The 15,957-nt window shown below is 74.2% G+C and carries 14 protein-coding genes; 1 reads left to right on the forward strand and 13 read right to left on the reverse strand.

All coding sequences use genetic code 11. From position 1 onward, the window contains the following. The 12 genes from VFJ21_08800 to mftA form a co-directional block, all read right to left on the reverse strand. The coding region (locus tag VFJ21_08800; protein HET7407211.1) for a multifunctional oxoglutarate decarboxylase/oxoglutarate dehydrogenase thiamine pyrophosphate-binding subunit/dihydrolipoyllysine-residue succinyltransferase subunit at positions 1 to 1,980 on the reverse strand (1,980 nt) is incomplete at its 3' end. Positions 1,981 to 2,057: 77 nt separating this feature from the next. Next, positions 2,058 to 3,449 carry a mycofactocin biosynthesis glycosyltransferase MftF gene (gene mftF, locus VFJ21_08805; protein HET7407212.1) on the reverse strand — a complete coding sequence of 464 codons (1,392 nt, stop codon included), beginning with the start codon at positions 3,447 to 3,449 and terminating at the stop codon, positions 2,058 to 2,060. Continuing rightward, positions 3,446 to 4,126: a mycofactocin biosynthesis peptidyl-dipeptidase MftE gene (gene mftE / locus VFJ21_08810; GenBank protein ID HET7407213.1), complete on the reverse strand. Its 681-nt coding sequence runs from the start codon at positions 4,124 to 4,126 to the stop codon at positions 3,446 to 3,448. The genes mftF and mftE overlap by 4 nt, the downstream gene beginning before the upstream one ends. Before the next feature lie 7 nt (positions 4,127 to 4,133). Next, the gene (locus VFJ21_08815) at positions 4,134 to 4,961 is read right to left on the reverse strand and encodes a mycofactocin-associated electron transfer flavoprotein beta subunit (GenBank protein ID HET7407214.1); all 828 of its coding nucleotides are present in this window, start codon (positions 4,959 to 4,961) and stop codon (positions 4,134 to 4,136) included. Next, positions 4,961 to 5,257 carry a 4Fe-4S dicluster domain-containing protein gene (locus tag VFJ21_08820; protein ID HET7407215.1) on the reverse strand — a complete coding sequence of 99 codons (297 nt, stop codon included), beginning with the start codon at positions 5,255 to 5,257 and terminating at the stop codon, positions 4,961 to 4,963. Before VFJ21_08820 ends, VFJ21_08815 begins: the two co-directional genes overlap by 1 nt. Then, on the reverse strand, positions 5,254 to 6,558 hold the full coding sequence (locus tag VFJ21_08825; protein HET7407216.1) for an FAD-dependent oxidoreductase: 1,305 nt from the start codon (positions 6,556 to 6,558) through the stop codon (positions 5,254 to 5,256). Before VFJ21_08825 ends, VFJ21_08820 begins: the two co-directional genes overlap by 4 nt. Next, positions 6,551 to 7,480: a mycofactocin-associated electron transfer flavoprotein alpha subunit gene (locus tag VFJ21_08830; GenBank protein ID HET7407217.1), complete on the reverse strand. Its 930-nt coding sequence runs from the start codon at positions 7,478 to 7,480 to the stop codon at positions 6,551 to 6,553. The genes VFJ21_08825 and VFJ21_08830 overlap by 8 nt, the downstream gene beginning before the upstream one ends. Beyond that, the gene (locus tag VFJ21_08835; protein ID HET7407218.1) at positions 7,477 to 9,435 is read right to left on the reverse strand and encodes a mycofactocin system FadH/OYE family oxidoreductase 2; all 1,959 of its coding nucleotides are present in this window, start codon (positions 9,433 to 9,435) and stop codon (positions 7,477 to 7,479) included. The genes VFJ21_08830 and VFJ21_08835 overlap by 4 nt, the downstream gene beginning before the upstream one ends. After that, on the reverse strand, positions 9,432 to 11,330 hold the full coding sequence (locus tag VFJ21_08840) for a mycofactocin system FadH/OYE family oxidoreductase 1 (protein HET7407219.1): 1,899 nt from the start codon (positions 11,328 to 11,330) through the stop codon (positions 9,432 to 9,434). Before VFJ21_08840 ends, VFJ21_08835 begins: the two co-directional genes overlap by 4 nt. 14 nt (positions 11,331 to 11,344) lie before the next feature. Continuing rightward, positions 11,345 to 12,457: a mycofactocin radical SAM maturase gene (gene mftC / locus VFJ21_08845; protein HET7407220.1), complete on the reverse strand. Its 1,113-nt coding sequence runs from the start codon at positions 12,455 to 12,457 to the stop codon at positions 11,345 to 11,347. Between the two features lie 13 nt (positions 12,458 to 12,470). Further along, positions 12,471 to 12,740 (reverse strand): mycofactocin biosynthesis chaperone MftB, encoded by a 270-nt coding sequence (gene mftB, locus VFJ21_08850; GenBank protein ID HET7407221.1) that lies wholly within the window; start codon positions 12,738 to 12,740, stop codon positions 12,471 to 12,473. 8 nt (positions 12,741 to 12,748) lie between these two features. Then, entirely contained in the window at positions 12,749 to 12,832 is an 84-nt protein-coding gene (gene mftA, locus VFJ21_08855; protein HET7407222.1) for a mycofactocin precursor MftA, read from the reverse strand. A 129-nt stretch (positions 12,833 to 12,961) separates the two neighbouring features. Here mftA and VFJ21_08860 point away from each other — a divergent pair, with 129 nt between their 5' ends. Next, entirely contained in the window at positions 12,962 to 13,462 is a 501-nt protein-coding gene (locus tag VFJ21_08860) for a carbonic anhydrase (protein HET7407223.1), read from the forward strand. 4 nt (positions 13,463 to 13,466) lie between these two features. Here the strand turns inward: VFJ21_08860 and VFJ21_08865 are convergent, their stop codons facing one another. Then, positions 13,467 to 15,671: a hypothetical protein gene (locus VFJ21_08865; protein HET7407224.1), complete on the reverse strand. Its 2,205-nt coding sequence runs from the start codon at positions 15,669 to 15,671 to the stop codon at positions 13,467 to 13,469. Positions 15,672 to 15,957 lie beyond the last annotated feature (286 nt).

Consider the following 15,957-nt stretch of genomic DNA (forward strand, 5'->3'; position numbering starts at 1 on the left):
CGCCCGGGCGATGCCTTCCAGCACCGAGTCGACGGCCTCGAGGTGGCTCGGGTTCGACGACAGCGACACGGCGACCTGCTCGCCGTCCGGCGCGGTGTAGGTGCCCTCGGCGCCGAGGTGGTACTTCACGTCGCCGGAACCATGCGCGGTGCGCGGGTCCAGGTTGCCCTCGAACTCGCGGAAGATCTGGCCGTAGGACTTGCCGACGATGTTGGCGAGCACGTTGAGCCGGCCGCGGTGCGACATGCCGACGACGACCTCGTCCATGTCGTCGTGAGCGGCCGCGGTGAGTACGGCGTCGAGCAGCGGGATCAGCGTCTCGCCCCCCTCGAGGCTGAAGCGCTTCTGCCCGATGTACTTGGTCTGCAGGAACGTCTCGAACGCCTCGGCCTGGTTCAGCTTGGCGAGGATGTGCAGCTGCTCGGCCCGGTCGGGCTTCTCGTGCGGACGCTCGACGTGCTGCTGGATCCAGAGCCGCTGGTCGGGGTCCTGGATGTGCATGTACTCGATGCCGACCGTGCGGCAGTAGGAGTCGCGCAGCACGCCGAGGATGTCGCGCAGCTTCATCACCCGCTTGTCGGGGGCGCCGCCCGGGAAGCCGCCGGCGGGGAACTCGCGGTCGAGGTCCCACAGCGTCAGGCCGTGGGTGACCACGTCGAGGTCCGGGTGCTTGCGCAGCTCGAACTCGAGCGGGTTGGTGTCGGCCATCAGGTGCCCGCGCACCCGGAACGCGTGGATCAGCTCGATGACGCGAGCCGGCTTCCCGACCTGGTCCTCGTGGTCGAGCGAGACGTCGGGCGCCCAGCGCACCGGGTCATAAGGGATCCTCATCGCCCGGAAGACCTCGTCGTAGAAGTCGTTGTCGCCGAGCAGCAGCTGGTGCATCACGCGCAGGAAGTCGCCCGACTCGGCGCCCTGGATGATGCGGTGGTCGTAGGTGCTGGTGAGCGTCAGCACCTTGCTGACCGCGAGGTCGGCGAGCGTCTCCTCCGACGCGCCTTGGTACTCCGCGGGGTACTCCAGCGCGCCGACTCCGACGATCGTGCCCTGCCCGGCCATCAGCCGCGGCACCGAGTGGACGGTGCCGATCGTGCCCGGGTTGGTCAGGCTGATCGTCGTGCCGGCGAAGTCGTCGGGCGTGAGCGCGTTGTTGCGGGCCTTGCGGATGATGTCCTCGTAGGCCGACCAGAACTGCGCGAAGTCCATGGTCTCGGCGCCCTTGATGGCCGGCACGAGCAGCTGCCGGCTGCCGTCGTCGCGCTGCTGGTCGATGGCGAGGCCGAGGTTGACGTGGGCGGGCTCGACCATCGCGGGCTTGCCGCCGACCTCGGCGAAGCTGCGGTTCATCGCCGGCATCACGTCGAGTGCGCGCACCAGCGCGTAGCCGATGAGGTGGGTCAGGCTCACCTTGCCGCCGCGGCCGCGGCGCAGGTGGTTGTTGATGACCGTGCGGTTGTCGATCAGCAGCTTGGCGGGGATCGACCGCACGCTGGTCGCGGTCGGGACGCCGAGGCTGGCCTCCATGTTGGTGACCACGCGGGCGGCGTAGCCACGCAACGGCGTGGTGTGCTCGTCCGCCTGCGGCGCGGGCGCCGCCGATCCGGAGGCAGGGGCCGAGGCGGGTTTCGGTGCCTCGCCCGGCTGCTGCGCCGCGGGCTGCGGTGCCGGTGCCGCCGGCGTGACCGGCGCGGGTGCGGCAGCGGCAGGCGCGGGTGCGGGTGCGGGTGTGGCCGGCGTGGCAGCCGGTGTGGCCGTCGGCGGCGCCGGCCGGGGCACGGCCCCGTTGCCGGTGTCGCTCACCGGCGAGCCGGCCGGGTTGTCGGCCATCCGGGGCTGGTAGTCGGCGAAGAAGTCCCACCAGGCCCGGTCGACGGAGTCGGGGTCGCGGAGGTACTGCTGGTACATCTCGTAGACGAGCCACTCGTTGGGTCCGAACGACGCCAGCGGGTCGGACTCCGGTTGGGACTGCTGCGCTGACACGGCGCGGTTCGCCTCCTGCGCGGGCTTCGATGACGGTCCGGTAAGACCTCTGTTTGCAGCCTACGCGGCAGGCAACGTCAGCCGTGGATCTCGGATTCCTCCGCCGGGCGCCATGACGGCAGCAGCGGATCGAGCGTCCTTTCGCGGGCGCAACCGGCCCAGACGCCGGCGCAGTACGCCGCGTCGTCGAGCAGCGACGCCGCGGTCCAGCGCACCGGGTCCAGGGCCGGCCGCCGGTCGAGCCACTGCAGCAGCGCCGGCACCGTCACGGCGGCGGCGAGCGCCGTGCGGATCCGCCTCGACCGGACCGCGGCCGCGCCGGCAACCGGCAGCCAGGTGCGGGTGGTCGCCGCCGCGAGCAGCCGGCCGGCGCCGAGCGTGCCGCGGCCGGCCAGCCGGACCGACACGGCGTACGGCGAGGCGGTGCGGCCTTCCAGCCGATGCGCCAACCGCGCGGCGGCGACCCCCGTCACGACGCCGGCGAGCACCGGGCGGCGGGCGAGCAGCAACGACCAGGCGGCGACGCTCCACGCGTTGAGCGACACGGCCGGCAGCCGGCCCGGATGGCGAGCGGCGAGCGGTGCGGCCGACGTGCCGTAGTCGAACCGGCGGTGCAGCAGCGGGACCGGCCGGGTGCGGTGCCGGTGCGCGACCCGCGACGCCGGCTCGTACCTCACGCGGCCGCCGCCTGCGGCCAGCCGCCAGACGAGGTCGACGTCCTCGCCCACCGGCATCGACTCGTCGAACCGCAGCGGGCAGTCGCGCCGCACGACGAGCGCCGCCGCCGGCACGTAGGGCACCCGGGAGCCTTGCCGTACGCCGGCCGCGCGGTCCCCGAGGTCGAGCGGCGACCGGGCGGCCTCGAAGGCCGCCAGCCAACCGTCGCCCGGCGCGTCGATGATCCGTGGGGCGACGGCGTGCACGTCGGGGTCGGCGAGGTGGGCGAGCAGCGGGGCCAACCACCCCGGTGCGGGGCGGCAGTCGGAGTCGACGAACGCGACGTACGCCGTGGTGCACGCGTCCCAACCCGCGTTGCGCGCGGCCGCCGGGCCGCCGGGCCGCTCCCGCCGCAGCAGGGCGGCGCCGTGCTCGGCCGCCAGCCGCCGCACCGGTGCGGCGTCGACCGAACCGTCGTCGACGACCAGGACCGGCACCTCGCCGCCGAGCGCGGCCAGGCAGGCGGCCAGGTCGTCGGCCCGGTCGCGCACCGGGACGACGACCGTGACGTCGGCCACGACCACGGCCGGAGGCACGGGATGGGCGAGGCCTGCGTCGACGAGGCGGCCCGCCAGCGCCCGCTCCGCCGGCGACGCGGGGCGGCCTCCGGTCCGCCAGCGGCCGACGGCCGCGGCTCCGCCCTCGGACAGGCGCACCAGGCGCAGCGGGGACCCGCCGAGCAGCGTGCGCCCCGCGTCGTAGACCGCGGTGTCGCGATCGAGTGCCACCCCGAACGTCTCGGGGAACGTCACGCCGCGACCCACGCGCGTACGTCGGCGATCAGGTCCGACGCCAGCCGGTCCAGCAGCGCGACGCCCTCGGCCGCGTGCGCACCGGTGGGGTCGCCGAGGACCCCCGTCGCGGACACCGAGCGGACGCCGCCTGCCCGGAGGCGGCCCAGCAGGTCGGCGAGCGGCTCGGTGTTGCCCGCGCTCGCCCGGTCGAGGTGCACGAGGGCCGGTGCGAGCGCCAGCATCAGGGAGGTCTCCGCCCGTCCGGCGTGGCTGTCGGTCGGCCCGCCGTGCCGCGGCGACCAGCACCGCACCGGCCGGCTCTCGCCGGTCAGCCGGGCCGCCGCCCGAGAGACGGTCTCGGTGTTGCCGCCGTGGCCGTTGACCAGCACGGTGCGTGCGAACGTCGCCGACGCCGAACGCACCAGCTCGACCAGCAGCAGCTCCAGCGCCTCGGAGCCGATCGACAGGGTGCCCGGAAAGGTCTGGTGCTCCCCGCTCGCGCCGTAGGCCACCGCGGGGGCGACGACGCAGCCCGGCTCGGCGGCGGCCAGCCGCTCCGCGAGTGCGACCGCGATCCTGGTATCGGTGTCGAGCGGCAGGTGCGGGCCGTGCTGCTCCAGCGAGCCGAGCGGCACGACCAGCGTGGGCCGGCCCGCCACCTCCGGCCAGGTGAGGTCCGCGAGCCCGCTGCTCAACGCCGGGTCATGTCAGGTAGCCGGTGTCACGCAGGAACCGCACCAGCTCGTCGGCGGCCTCCTCCGGTCCCGCGGTCACCAGCCGGGGCGGCGTGCGCTCGCTGAGCGCGCCGGTCAGCACGAGCAGCCGTTCCCGCGCCGGCAGCGCCGGGTCGGGACCGGGCAGGGACCGGGCGCGGGGGCGGAACGGCCTGACGTGCCCGGCCGGCTCACGGCGTACGGCGGAGGGCGCCGGCGTCACGGCGATGTCGGCGGCGCGCGTGTCGACGAGCGCCGGCAGCGGGGCCCGCCGCAGCCGTGCCGTGGCGGACTCGACGGACAGCACCGCGGGAGCCGGCACCCGCAGCCGCTCCCGCCGGGCGCCGTCGAGGCGGCGCTCGGCGGTGAGGACGCCGTCGCCGGCCGGTTCGAGGTAGACCAGCCCGAGCGCCTGCGCGGCGTCGACCTGCGCGGCGAGGAACGCCGGCACCGACCCGCTGCCCCGATCCAGGCTGTGGTCGCCGCAGAGCCAGACCTCGCCGTCGGGGACGGCCGCCGCGAGCGCCGCCGCGACCGAGTCACTTGCCGCGTCGACCGGCAGGTCGGCCCGCACCGCGCGGCTCGCGCCGGCGGCGAGCGCGGTGCGCAGCACGCCGGCCGCCGCCGCCGGCCCGGCCGTCACCGCGACGACGTCGCGCCCCCAGTGCTCGCCCAGGCGCAGCGCCCACTCGAGCGCCGCCCGGTCGGCGTCGGACATGCCGGTGGCGTGCGGCTCGGCCGAGACGTCGCCGGTCAGCGGGTCCACCCGCACCCGCAGCGCGACGTGCTTCAGGCACGCGACGACGGTGCCGGCCATCACGACCTGCGCAGGACGACGCCGTGGCCGCCCTCCGGGTAGGTCCAGGTCAGCGCGCCCGCCTCGTCGCAGACCAGGTAGCAGGTGCCGCACTCGAAGCACTGCTCGTAGTTGAACAGCACGCCGCCGTCGGAGGTCGGCACGAAGAGGTTGGCGGGGCAGGCGGTGACGCAGGCCTTCGTCGTACAGCTGCGGCAGACGTCGGAGTCGACGGTGATGTGCGCGGTCGGCGCGACCCGGAAGTCGACCGTCGCCATGCGGTCCTCGAAGCTGGGCCCGCCCCAGCGCCGGCTCATCCGTAGCTCCTCAGCATGGTCAGGCTGTCGCGGGCGAGGTCGCGCACGCGCACCGGCGACCGGCGGACCGCGTCGAGCGCCACGCGCGCCAGCCCTCGCTTGCGGCTCGGGTTCTCCACGGTGAAGATGCCCTCCGCGACGTCGCAGGTGAGCTGCGGGTAGAGGCGTTGCACCCGGTCGGACAGCAGCAGGTCGGGAGCCCGCCGCAGCTTCCTGTGATCCTGTAGCACGAAGCTGCGCTCCAGCCGCCTCCGGTAGCCGGCCAGCCCGGCCGCGGACGTGTCACCGGCTGCCAGCGCCTCGACCGCCGTCTGCGCCGCCGCCAGGCCCGACCCGATCGCGAAGTTGACGCCTTCGAGCCAGAGCCCGGCGGCCAGGCACAACCCGGCGGCGTCGCCCGTGACGAGCAGGCCGTCGCCGGCCAGCTCGGCCATCACGCGGTAGCCGCCCTCGGGGATCAGGTGTGCGGAGTACTCGACGAGCTCGCCGCCCTCGACGTAGGGCGCGATCGCGGGGTGCTGCTTCATGCCCGCAATGACCTGCTCGGGCCGCAGGCCGGAGCGGGCCAGACCGGTGACCGACAGGACGACCCCGACGGCGATGCTCTCGAGGTTCGTGTAGAGGAAGCCGCCGCCGGCGATGCCCTGCGTGCAGCCGAGCATCTCGATGTCGAGGCCCTCGAGGTCGCGCAGCCCGAACCGGCGGTCGATCTCGTCGCGGCCCAGGTGCAGCACCTCCTTGGCCCCGAGGGTGATGTGCTCGGCCGAGAAGTGCGGGTAGAGGCCGGCCTCCTTCGCGAGGAACGAGTTGACGCCGTCGGCCGCGATCACCAGGCCGGCCTCGATGTCGCCGTCGGGGCGGTCGGTGCGTACGCCGACCACCCGGCCGTCGCCACCGCGCAGCAGCCCGGTGGCCGTGGTCGCGCAGACGAGCGTCGCGCCGGCCTCCTCGGCCTTGCCGGCCAGCCACCCGTCGAAGTCGGCCCGGAAGGCGGTCGCCCCGTTGTACGGGGCCCGGGACCAGGCTCCGTTGCGGAAGTCGATGGTCAGCGCCTGGTCGTCGGTGGTGACCATCGTCGAGCGGCGGGTGATCCAGCGCTGGACCGGTGCCTCGTCGAACCACCCCGGCAGCACCTGGTCGAGGATGCGGCCGTAGATGACGCCGCCGTACATGTTCTTCGAGCCGGGGAACGGGCCGCGTTCCAGCAGGCAGACCGAGAGGCCGGCCCGCGCGGCGACGAGGGCCGCGGTCGCCCCGGCCGGGCCGGCGCCCACGATGACCACGTCGAACCGTTCAGCCACGGCCGGCCTCCTCGGGACGGGCGACGTCCAGCCGCGCCGCGAGCGCTCGCAGCAGTGCGGGCGCGTCGGTGACCAGCGCCAGGTCGGCCAGCGCCATCATCGGGCAGCTCGGGTCGACGTTGACCGCCACCACGTGCTGGGGGTGGCCGATGCCGGACGTGTGCTGCACCGCGCCGGAGATGCCGAGCGCGATGTAGAGGTCGGGATCGACGGCGACCCCCGTCGTGCCGATCTGCCGCTCGAAGGGCACCCAGCCGGCGTCGGCGACCACCCGGGTGGCGCCCATCGAGGCACCGAGCGCCGTTGCCACGTCGGCCAGCAGCGGGAAGTCGTCCTCGTGCAGGCCCGCGCCGCCGGCCACGATCCGCGGCGCCTCGGCGAGGTCCATCGTCGCCGGGTCGGGCGGCAGCACCTCGACCACGTCGGCGTCGCGCCCGGTCGCCCGCGCCATCTTCAGCGCGCGCGGCTTGGCGGGTTTGGCGGGTGCCGCCTCCACGCCCCGCACGCCCGGCTGCAGCGTCGCGACGACCGGTTCGTCGATGCCGACGTCGACGGTGGCCAGGCCGCCGTGCCGGGCGAGCAGCGCGCGGTCGGCGCGGACCTGCAGCGCGCCGGCCAGCAGCGGGCGGCCGAGTGCCGCGGCGAGCCGGGGGGCGAGGTCGCGGCCGTCCGGGGACGCGGGCAGCAGCACGACGCGTTCCGGCGCCAGCCGGGGCGCGAGCGCGGTCGCCCACGCGGCCGGTGCGTAGCCACCCGCCTCCCAGGTCCAGACCTCGGCGGCGCCGGCCAGATCGCGGGCCGCCTCGCGGGTGCCGTCACCGACGAGCAACGCGCGGCCGCCGGCCTCCGCCACCGCCTCGTCGCCACCCAGGGGCAGGGTCCCGCCGCGCACGGGCACCACGGCGATCAGCGTCGCCGTCACAGCGTCGCCCCGATCCGGTCGCCGTCGATGACCGCGGCGTGGGCGCGGCGCGGCGCGACGCAGTCGCCGACCCGGTGCACCTCGAGGCCGGGCTCGTCGCGCAGCTCGCGGTAGAGGGCGTCGTCGGCGCGCTGCGGCGTCGCGAGCACGACCCAGTCGCAGCGGCGTAGCTCCTGCCGCCCGGTCGGGTGGTGCAGCAGCGCGAGCCCTTCCGGCGACACCCCGGTGACGACGAGGTCGGTGGCCTGCCGGATGCCCTTGGCGGCGGCGCGGACGTTCCAGTTCTCCATGTCGAGCGTGATGCCGAGGTCCTGCCCGACGACCATGCCCGGGGTGACGACCTCGACGGCGCAGCCGCGGTCGGCCAAGAGCTCGGCGACGCTCGTCGCGTGGTGGAAGCCGAGCTCGTCGACCACGACGACGTGGCCCCCGGGCACGGCGGTGCCGTCGAGGACCTCGCGCACGTGCGCCACCCGCGGCGCGCCCGGTTCGTCACTCATCCAGTAGGGCCGCTCCGGCGTCGCGCCGGTCGCGATGACGACGACGTCGGGGGCGGCGGCGCGGATGGCGGTCGCGTCGACCCGCTGCCGGTAGCGGATGCGTACGCCGAGGCGGCCGCACTCGGTCACCTGGTTGCGCACGATGTCGCCGAACTCAGCCCGGTTGGGCACGGTCGCCGCGAGCCGGGCCTGCCCGCCGGCGGTGTCCTCCTGCTCGCGGACCTCGACCTCGTGGCCGCGCTGGGCCGCGGAGATCGCCGCCTGCAGGCCGGCCGGCCCGGCGCCGACGACCAGCACCCGCCGACGGCGGGGTGCTGCCGGTGGCTGCTCCGGCACCAGATCCTCCCTGCCGGTGCGGGGGTTCTCGATGCAACCGAGCCACCGGTTCAGGCCCATGCGGCCGACGCACTCCTGGTTGCACGACAGGCACAGCCGGATGTCGTCCGTGTGCCCGCTGCGCGCCTTCGCGGCGAAGTCGGCGTCGGCGATCTGGCCGCGAACCACGCCGACGAGGTCGCAGTGCCCCTCGACCAGCGCGCGCTCGGCCTGGATCGGGTCCTTGAACCGGCCCACGCCCACGACCGGCAGCTGCACCGCCTTGCGGATCGCCGACGGGATGAACATCGCGTAGCCCGGAGGGATGTGCATCGAGGCCTCGATCATGTAGAGGGTCGCGGTGGCGACCCCGATCGAGGTGTTGATGTAGTCCACCTTGCCGGTGGCCTCGACGATGCGCGCCACCTCGACGGCCTCGTCGATCGTCGTGCCGCCCTCGATCAGCTCGTCGCCGCAGAGCCGCACGCCGAGGGCCAGGGACGGCCCGATCGCCTCGCGCACCGCGTCGATGATCTCGACCAGGATCCGGGTGCGGTGCTCGAGCGCTCCGCCGTACGCGTCGGTGCGGGTGTTGGTCGCCGCGGACAGGAACTGCCGCACGATCGAGGAGTGCGAGCACTGCAACTCGATGCCGTCGAAGCCGCCGGCGCGGCAGTGCTCGGCGACCAGCGCGTAGCCGGCGACGATCTCGCGGATCTCCCCGTGGTCGACCTCCTTCGGCACCTCGCGGAAGAGCGGGTCGGGCACGGGGGAGGGGGCCCAGACCGGCAGCCGGGAGTACATGCCGGTGCCCTGGCCGCCGTTGTGGTTGATCTGCGCGAAGATCGGCGTGCCGTGCCGGTGCACGGCGTCGGTGATGGCCCGGTAGCCGGGGATCACCGACTCGTGGAAGCCGTGGATCAGCTTCTCGTAGGGCCAGTCGGTCGGGTGGGTCGAGTGCTCCTCGGTGACGATCAGCCCGACGCCGCCGGCGGCGCGCGCGCCGTAGTAGGCCGCGTGCTGCGGGCTCGGGTGCCCGTCCTCGGCGTAGATCGTCAGGTGCGCCGAGAACACGATGCGGTTGGGCACCACGACGGGTCCGAGCCGCAGCGGCGTGAACAGGTAGCGGTAGCGGCTCATGGCGCGAGTCCCAGCGCCAGCCGCCGGCCTTCCAGCACGGCCTCGTAGACCGATCGGGGCGACACCGCATCGCCGGCCCGGGGCTGTGACTCGTCGGCCTGCCACAGCGTGTCGTCGGGCCGCCGGTAGCCCGCGTCGACGACCACGGCGGCCTTCACGTCTCGCGGCTCCCCGGTGAACGTGTCGGTGACCGTCGCGGTCGCCGCGTCGACGCGTCGGAGCACCGACCGCTTCTCCAGCGCCACGCCGGCCTGGTGCAGCCGGGTGTGCGCGACCGCCAGGTCGCCGGTGCGCGACAGCTGCTGCCCGACGATGAGGTCGGGGGTGAGGAAGGAGACCTCTTTGCCTTGCGCGGCAAGGAGTTCGGCGACGCTGATGCCGATCGGGCCGCCGATCGGGTCCCACACGGCCACCGGCCCGTCGGGGACTTCGGCCCCCGCGAGGAGGTCGTCGGCGTCCACGACGGTTGCGTCGTCGGCCGCCTCGTAGCGCCGCGCGCCGGGCCGGCTGCCGGTGCACAGGAGCACCGGCCCGCCGTGCGCGGCGACGCTCTCAGCGGTCGCCTCGGTGCCCGTGTCGATGCGTACGCCGATCCGCCGGCACTCCGCGTCGAGCCAGTCGGCCAGGGCGGCGAGCCGCTCGCGCCCGGCGCCCGCGGCCGCGGCCCGCAGCATCCCCCCGGTGCGGGCGGCGCGCTCGACGAGGTGAACGGTATGGCCGGCGAGCGCCGCGACCCGGGCGGCTTCGAGCCCGGCCGGGCCGGCCCCGACCACGAGCACCTCGGCCGGCGCGGCGGTCGCGACGCCGACAGGGGGGTCCTCCCACTCGTGGCCGCTCGACGGCTCGCCGACGCAGGAGACGATCGGGTTGCGGGCGTCGCGCACCTGGCAGGCCTGGTTGCAGAGGATGCAGGGCCGCACCTGCTCGGGGATGCCGGCGGTGATCTTCGCGCCGAGGTCGGGGTCGGCGATCTGCGCCCGGGTCATCTCGACGAGGTCGGCATGCTCGAGTGCCTGCTCCGCCATCGCCGGGTCGACGATCGAGCCCTGGGCGACGACCGGCAGGTCCGCTGGCAGCGCCGCGCGCAGCGCGTGCGCGAGCGGCAGGTTGAACCCCGGCGGCACGTGCCCGTCGGGCCGCGTGGCCCACGCCGTGTAGATCGAGCCGCGCACCGCGACCACGTAGTCGAGGTGCTCCGCGAGCGACCTGGCGATCTCGACCGACATCTCCGGCGTGATGCCGGCCCACGGGGCGAGCTCGTCGCAGGACAGCCGCAGCCCGACCACGGCGTCGCCCGCGGCGGCGCGCACGGCGGCCAAGACCTCGCGGGCGAAGCGTTGCCGGTCCTCGCCGTAGGCGTCTGCGCGCAGGTTCGTCAGGCCCGACAGGAACTGCCGCACCAGGCTGAACTGCCCCGCGTTGACCTCGACCCCGTCGCAGCCGGCGGCCACGGCCAGCCGGGTCGCGTGCGCGAACCCCTCGACGACCGCCGCGACGTCGTCGTGCTCCATCTCCTTCGGCGTCTCGCGGGTTGCCACGTCGGGGACCGGGGACGGCGCCCACAGCGGCGCCTGACTGTGGGCCGACGAGCCCTGCCCGCCCGCGTGCCCGAGGGCGGCGACGACTAGGACGCCGTCGTCGTGGCAGGTGCGCGCGACCGCGGCCCAGCCCTCAGCGCAGTCGGTTGCCAGGGGCGCACGCTCGTAGGGCCAGTCGGACGGGTGTACCGAGGCCGTCTCGGTGACGATGACGCCCGCGCCGCCGACCGCGCGGCGCCGGTAGTAGGAGACGTGCCGGTCGGAGATCTCGCGGCGGCGCGCGAGGTTGGTCTCGTGCGGCCCGAACATCAGCCGGTTGCGGGCATCGCGGGTGGCGCCGTGACGGCCGAGCGTCACGGGCGAGGTCAAGGTCACGGCCGGCGGCGGGAGATGGTCACCGGCACCGGGCGGGAGTGGCCCGGCCCGGAGACGGGGACCGCGTCCGCGCTCACGCCGGCGAGGGCGGCCTCGCCGTGGCCGTGGACGCACTCCGGGTCGGGGCCGTCGAGCGGCAGGCCGGTGAAGAACTTCGCCGCCATGCAGCCGCCCTGGCAGGCGTCGTAGGAGCCGCAGGACGCGCAGGCGCCGGCGCTGGCCGGCTGGCGCAGCTCGGTGAACAGCTCCGACTCGCGCCAGACCCGCGGGAAGCCGCCGTGCTCGCGCACGTTGCCGGCGCGGAACTGCTCGTGCAGCACGAACGGGCAGGCGTAGACGTCGCCGACGGGGTCGATCAGGCACACCACCCGGCCGGCGCCGCACAGGTTGAGGCCCGGGAGCGCCTCGCCGTAGGCCGACAGGTGGAAGAACGAGTCGCCGGTCAGCGTGTCGGGGTGGCCGAGCAGCCAGTCGTAGATCTGCCGCTGTTGGGCGGCGGTCGGGTGCAGGTCGGCCCAGCTGTCGGCGCCGCGGCCCGAGGGGCGCAGCCGGGTGATGCGCAGCTGCGCGCCGTAGGAGTCGGCGATCGCCCGGAAGCCGTCGAGCTGGTCGACGTTGTGCCGCGTCATCACCACGCTGATCTTGAACGGGCCGAAGCCCGCGGCCGCGAGGTTGTCCATCGCCCGCCGCGCGGTCGCGAACGATCCGTCGCCGCGGACCGCGTCGTTGGTGACTGCGTCGGCGCCGTCGATGCTGATCTGCACGTCGAGGTAGTCGGTGTCGGCGAGCCGGCGGGCCTCCGCCGGGCCGATCCGCACCCCGTTGGTCGAGAACTTCACGCCGACCTTGCGCGCGACCGCGTGGTCGACGAGGTCGTAGAAGTCGGGTCGCACGGTCGGCTCGCCGCCGCCGATGTTGACGTAGAAGACCTGCATTGCGGCGAGGTCGTCGATGACCCGCAGGCACTCGGCGGTCGTCAGCTCGCGCGGGTCGCGCCGGCCGGACGACGACAGGCAGTGCACGCAGGCGAGGTTGCAGGCGTAGGTGAGCTCCCAGGTGAGGCAGATGGGGGCGTCGAGGCCGCGCTTGAACTGCTCGGTCAGCGGCACGGCGGCAGTCGTCTCAGGCGGCAACGATGACCTCCGAGTCGACCAGCGCGGCGAGCGCGCGCTCGTAGGCGGGCCACTGCGACTCCGGTACGCCGACCGCGACCAGCGCCTCGCGCGCGGTCGCCCGCTCGCCGAGCGCACGCACGGCGGCCACCATGGTCGGGGTCTTGAGGAACGTGAGCCGGCGGTTGCCGTAGTGGTAGGCGAGGGCGCCGAACGGCTCCGGTCGCAGCGCGACCTGCGGGTTGAGCCGCCACGCGCGGTCGGCGTCGAACGGCGTCACGGCAGAGGTCAGTAGACGCCGCACATGCCGTCGATCGAGACCTCTTCGACGAGCAGGTCCTCGACCACGGAGTCGTCGACCCCGTCGGGCACGTCGGCCTCGGTGACGGCGGCGGGTGCCTCGGCCACGGCTGGGTCCTCCCCGGTGTCGAAGTGCCGGTCGATGGCGTCACTCTAGCCAGCGCGCGCGGGCCCTCCGCAGTCGCCCTCTACCCTGCGGCCGTGACCAGTGAGCAGACATTTTCCGACATCCTGGCGGCCAACGAGACCTACGCGGCGGGCTTCGAGCTGCGTGGCCTGAGCGGCAAGGCGGCCAAGCGGCTGGCCGTGCTGACGTGCATGGACTCCCGCATCGACCCGCTCGGCATGCTCGGCCTGCAGCCCGGCGACGCCAAGCTGCTCCGCAACGCGGGCGCCAGGGTTACCGACGACGTGCTGCGGACGCTCGCGCTCGCGGCGTACCTCCTCGACGTCGACCGCGTGATGGTCGTCGCGCACACCAACTGCGCGATGGCCAGCGGCACCGAGGACCAGATCCACGAGCGGATCGCCGCGGCGGGCGGGCCCGACACCCGCAGCCTACGGCTGCTCACGACGACCGACCAGGAGACGGCGCTGCGTCGCGACGTGCAGCGGCTGCGTTCCTGGCCCTACCTGTCGCGGGTCACGGTCGGCGGCTTCGTCTACGACGTGGACACCGGCCGCGTGCGCACGGTGTGCTGAGCGGTCAGAGGCCGCTCGTGCCGTTCCAGCCCCACGAGAAGTAGGGCGGGCCACCGCACGGCAGGGTGACCGCGCCGCCGACGGCGAGGAAGTCGGCCTTCTGCTGCTGCCCGCAGGTGGCGCGCCGGGGCGCCTCGTGCGGATCCTCGCCGGACCGGTTGGGGATGTCGGCCGCGGGCGGCGGCTCGGTGCCGTGGTGGCCGGCGCTCGGCACGTTGCCCGCCGGCCCGCTGTCGAAGAGCACGATCGCAGAGCCCGGCCACGGTGTCGACGGGTCGAGCGCGGCGATGTCCCAGAACGGGTCGTGGTAGGGCGCGTAGCGCTGCGACACCAGCGGCGGGTAGGCGCCGCGGGCGCCGATCGTGCGCGCCTCGGTCTCCGCCGTGATGTTGGCGACCTGGTGGTCGCCGTAGGCCACCTGCAGCAGCACCTGGTGCGTCGGCGTGTCCGGCAGCCCGCCGGTCATGTGGGTCGCGTAGCCATCCGGGTCGGAGCGGTCCCACAACGTCTGGATCAGGTCGAGGATGAGCATCCGCTGCGACTGGTCCGGGTAGGCGTTGTCCAGGATCTGCGAGTAGCCGATCTGGTCGATGGCGCTGGTGGGGTCGGTCGGGTCGACCTTCGTCGGGTCGTACGCCGTCAGCGGCTGGGTGGCGACGTAGTCGCTGGAGCGCGGCAGCAGGATCGAGTAGTCCATGCCGGGCACCCCGAGCACGCAGCGGCGTACGTCCACCGACACCGCGCAGACCGTGCCGCCGTAGATGCCGCCCTGGCTGTTGCCGTCGTAGAACGCCTGGCGGGTGTCGACGAACGTCTTGCCGCCCGGCCACTGGAACGCCGGGTTCGCCGCGAACCCCTGTGGGTGCACCATCAGCCGTGCCAGGTAGAGGAACGCGAGCTCGCCTTCCTGCACGCGGTCTGTCAGCAGCGGGAAGCGCGACAGGTCGTTGAGAGCGATGACCGCGTTGGGGATGTCGAACGACGCCATGCCGAACCAGTCGGTCGCGCAGTAGAGCATCCCGTGCTCGTCGGCCATCGTCTCCTGCGGGTCGGAGTTGACCTCGCCCGCGCTGCCGAACAGCCCGTGGCCGTACTCGACCGGCCGCAGCAGCTGATGGTCCTCGTAGGCAGTCCGCCCGACGTTGCAGATGAAGTTGGCGCTGTAGGTCTGTCCCGGCGTCTGCGTCGGTGTCGCGTCGGGGTTGCTGGGGTCCAGGGCGAACTGGGACGGTTCAGGGCAGGTGTCGAAGGTGCCCTGGGTGACCGTGTCGCACTTCACCGGCGGTTCGCAGGAGGCGGCGAGGTAGCACGGCACCGTGAAGTGGCCGGTGATCCGCCGCGCGATCTTCGGGTCCTGCGCGCGGCTGAGGTCGGTGACGGAGTCGACCGTGAAGGCGGGCGCGTGCCCCTCCACCTTGCCGTCGGCCAGCTTGGTGTCGCCGAGCTGGGCGAACGCGTCGTCGCGCATCGCGAGCAGCCGGCCGGTCACGTTCCTGGTGCTCGCGGTCGTGAAGTCCCAGGCCAGGTAGAGGTCGTGACGGTCGACGCCGGCCTTGGCCAGCGTCGTGAACAGGTGCTCCATGTGCGCCCGCCGCGGGTCGCTCGCCGGTGCGGTGCCGTCGCGGTAGGAGGCGAACGCCGCCGGTGCCTCGGCGACGGTGCCGTCGTCGGTGACCAGGTGGCGCAGGGCGACGACGTAGCGGTGGCCGTCGGCGAGGTTCTCCGCGGGATGGATCATCAGGTCCTGCCGCACCGACCCGACGGTGCCGGCGGGTAGCGCACCGTCCTCCTGGGTGTACTGGTCGATCTCGACCCATACCGGCCAGCGCCGTCCGGTCTCCTCGTCGAGGAGTACGACGCCGAGGTCCGGCTCCGCGTTCATCGCCAGGTCGGTCACCGGTGGCAGGCCGGAGGGGACGAGGTCGCTGTTCTTCGTCATGCCGGGCACGACGGTGAGGATCTGCGCGCCGGCGCTGAAGCCGTCGCTGCGGTTCCACTCCTGCGGCTCGATCGGCTTTCCGGCGACGTTGCGCGGCATGCCGAGCAGCGGCAGGTCGAGCCGTCGCCCGGTGGCGCTGGTCGGGTCCGGCCGGGTGAACCAGTCGTTGGGGTAGGGGAGCAGGCACTGCGCGGTGTCCAGCGGGTCGCAGCCCTGCAGGTTCGTCGGGTCGCCGCCATGGCCGGCCCAGCCGTCTCGTGGCGGGGCCACCCAGGGACCGTGGCCTCCGCTCCTGCCGTGACCTCCGTCTCGCCCGTGGCTGCCCGAGGACGCGACGGCGGGAGTCGCCACCGCGACCGCGATTGCGAGCAGGGACAGGACCAGCCGTCGAATCATGGGCGGCGACTTCGCCGCACCGACCGGATGTTCCTGCCCGCGGGGCGTGGCGGCAGGGGCGGCCGTCCGATCTGACATACGCGTCAGACCCGCCCTTTCGCACGCTCACGTGCGGTGATAGGACCATGCCATCCGTTTCGGCAACCGAGGTCGATGGAGG

The organism is Mycobacteriales bacterium, from assembly GCA_035690485.1.
Taxonomy (GTDB): domain Bacteria; phylum Actinomycetota; class Actinomycetes; order JAFAQI01; family DASSKL01; genus DASSKL01.

What these genes read in the sequence shown, in the direction of transcription:
- VFJ21_08815 (HET7407214.1), bottom strand. Translation starts at nt 4,961, where the DNA reads ATGGCCGGCACCGTCGTCGCGTGCCTGAAGCACGTCGCGCTGCGGGTG.
- VFJ21_08835 (HET7407218.1), bottom strand. Translation starts at nt 9,435, where the DNA reads ATGAGCCGCTACCGCTACCTGTTCACGCCGCTGCGGCTCGGACCCGTC.
- VFJ21_08820 (HET7407215.1), bottom strand. Translation starts at nt 5,257, where the DNA reads ATGAGCCGGCGCTGGGGCGGGCCCAGCTTCGAGGACCGCATGGCGACG.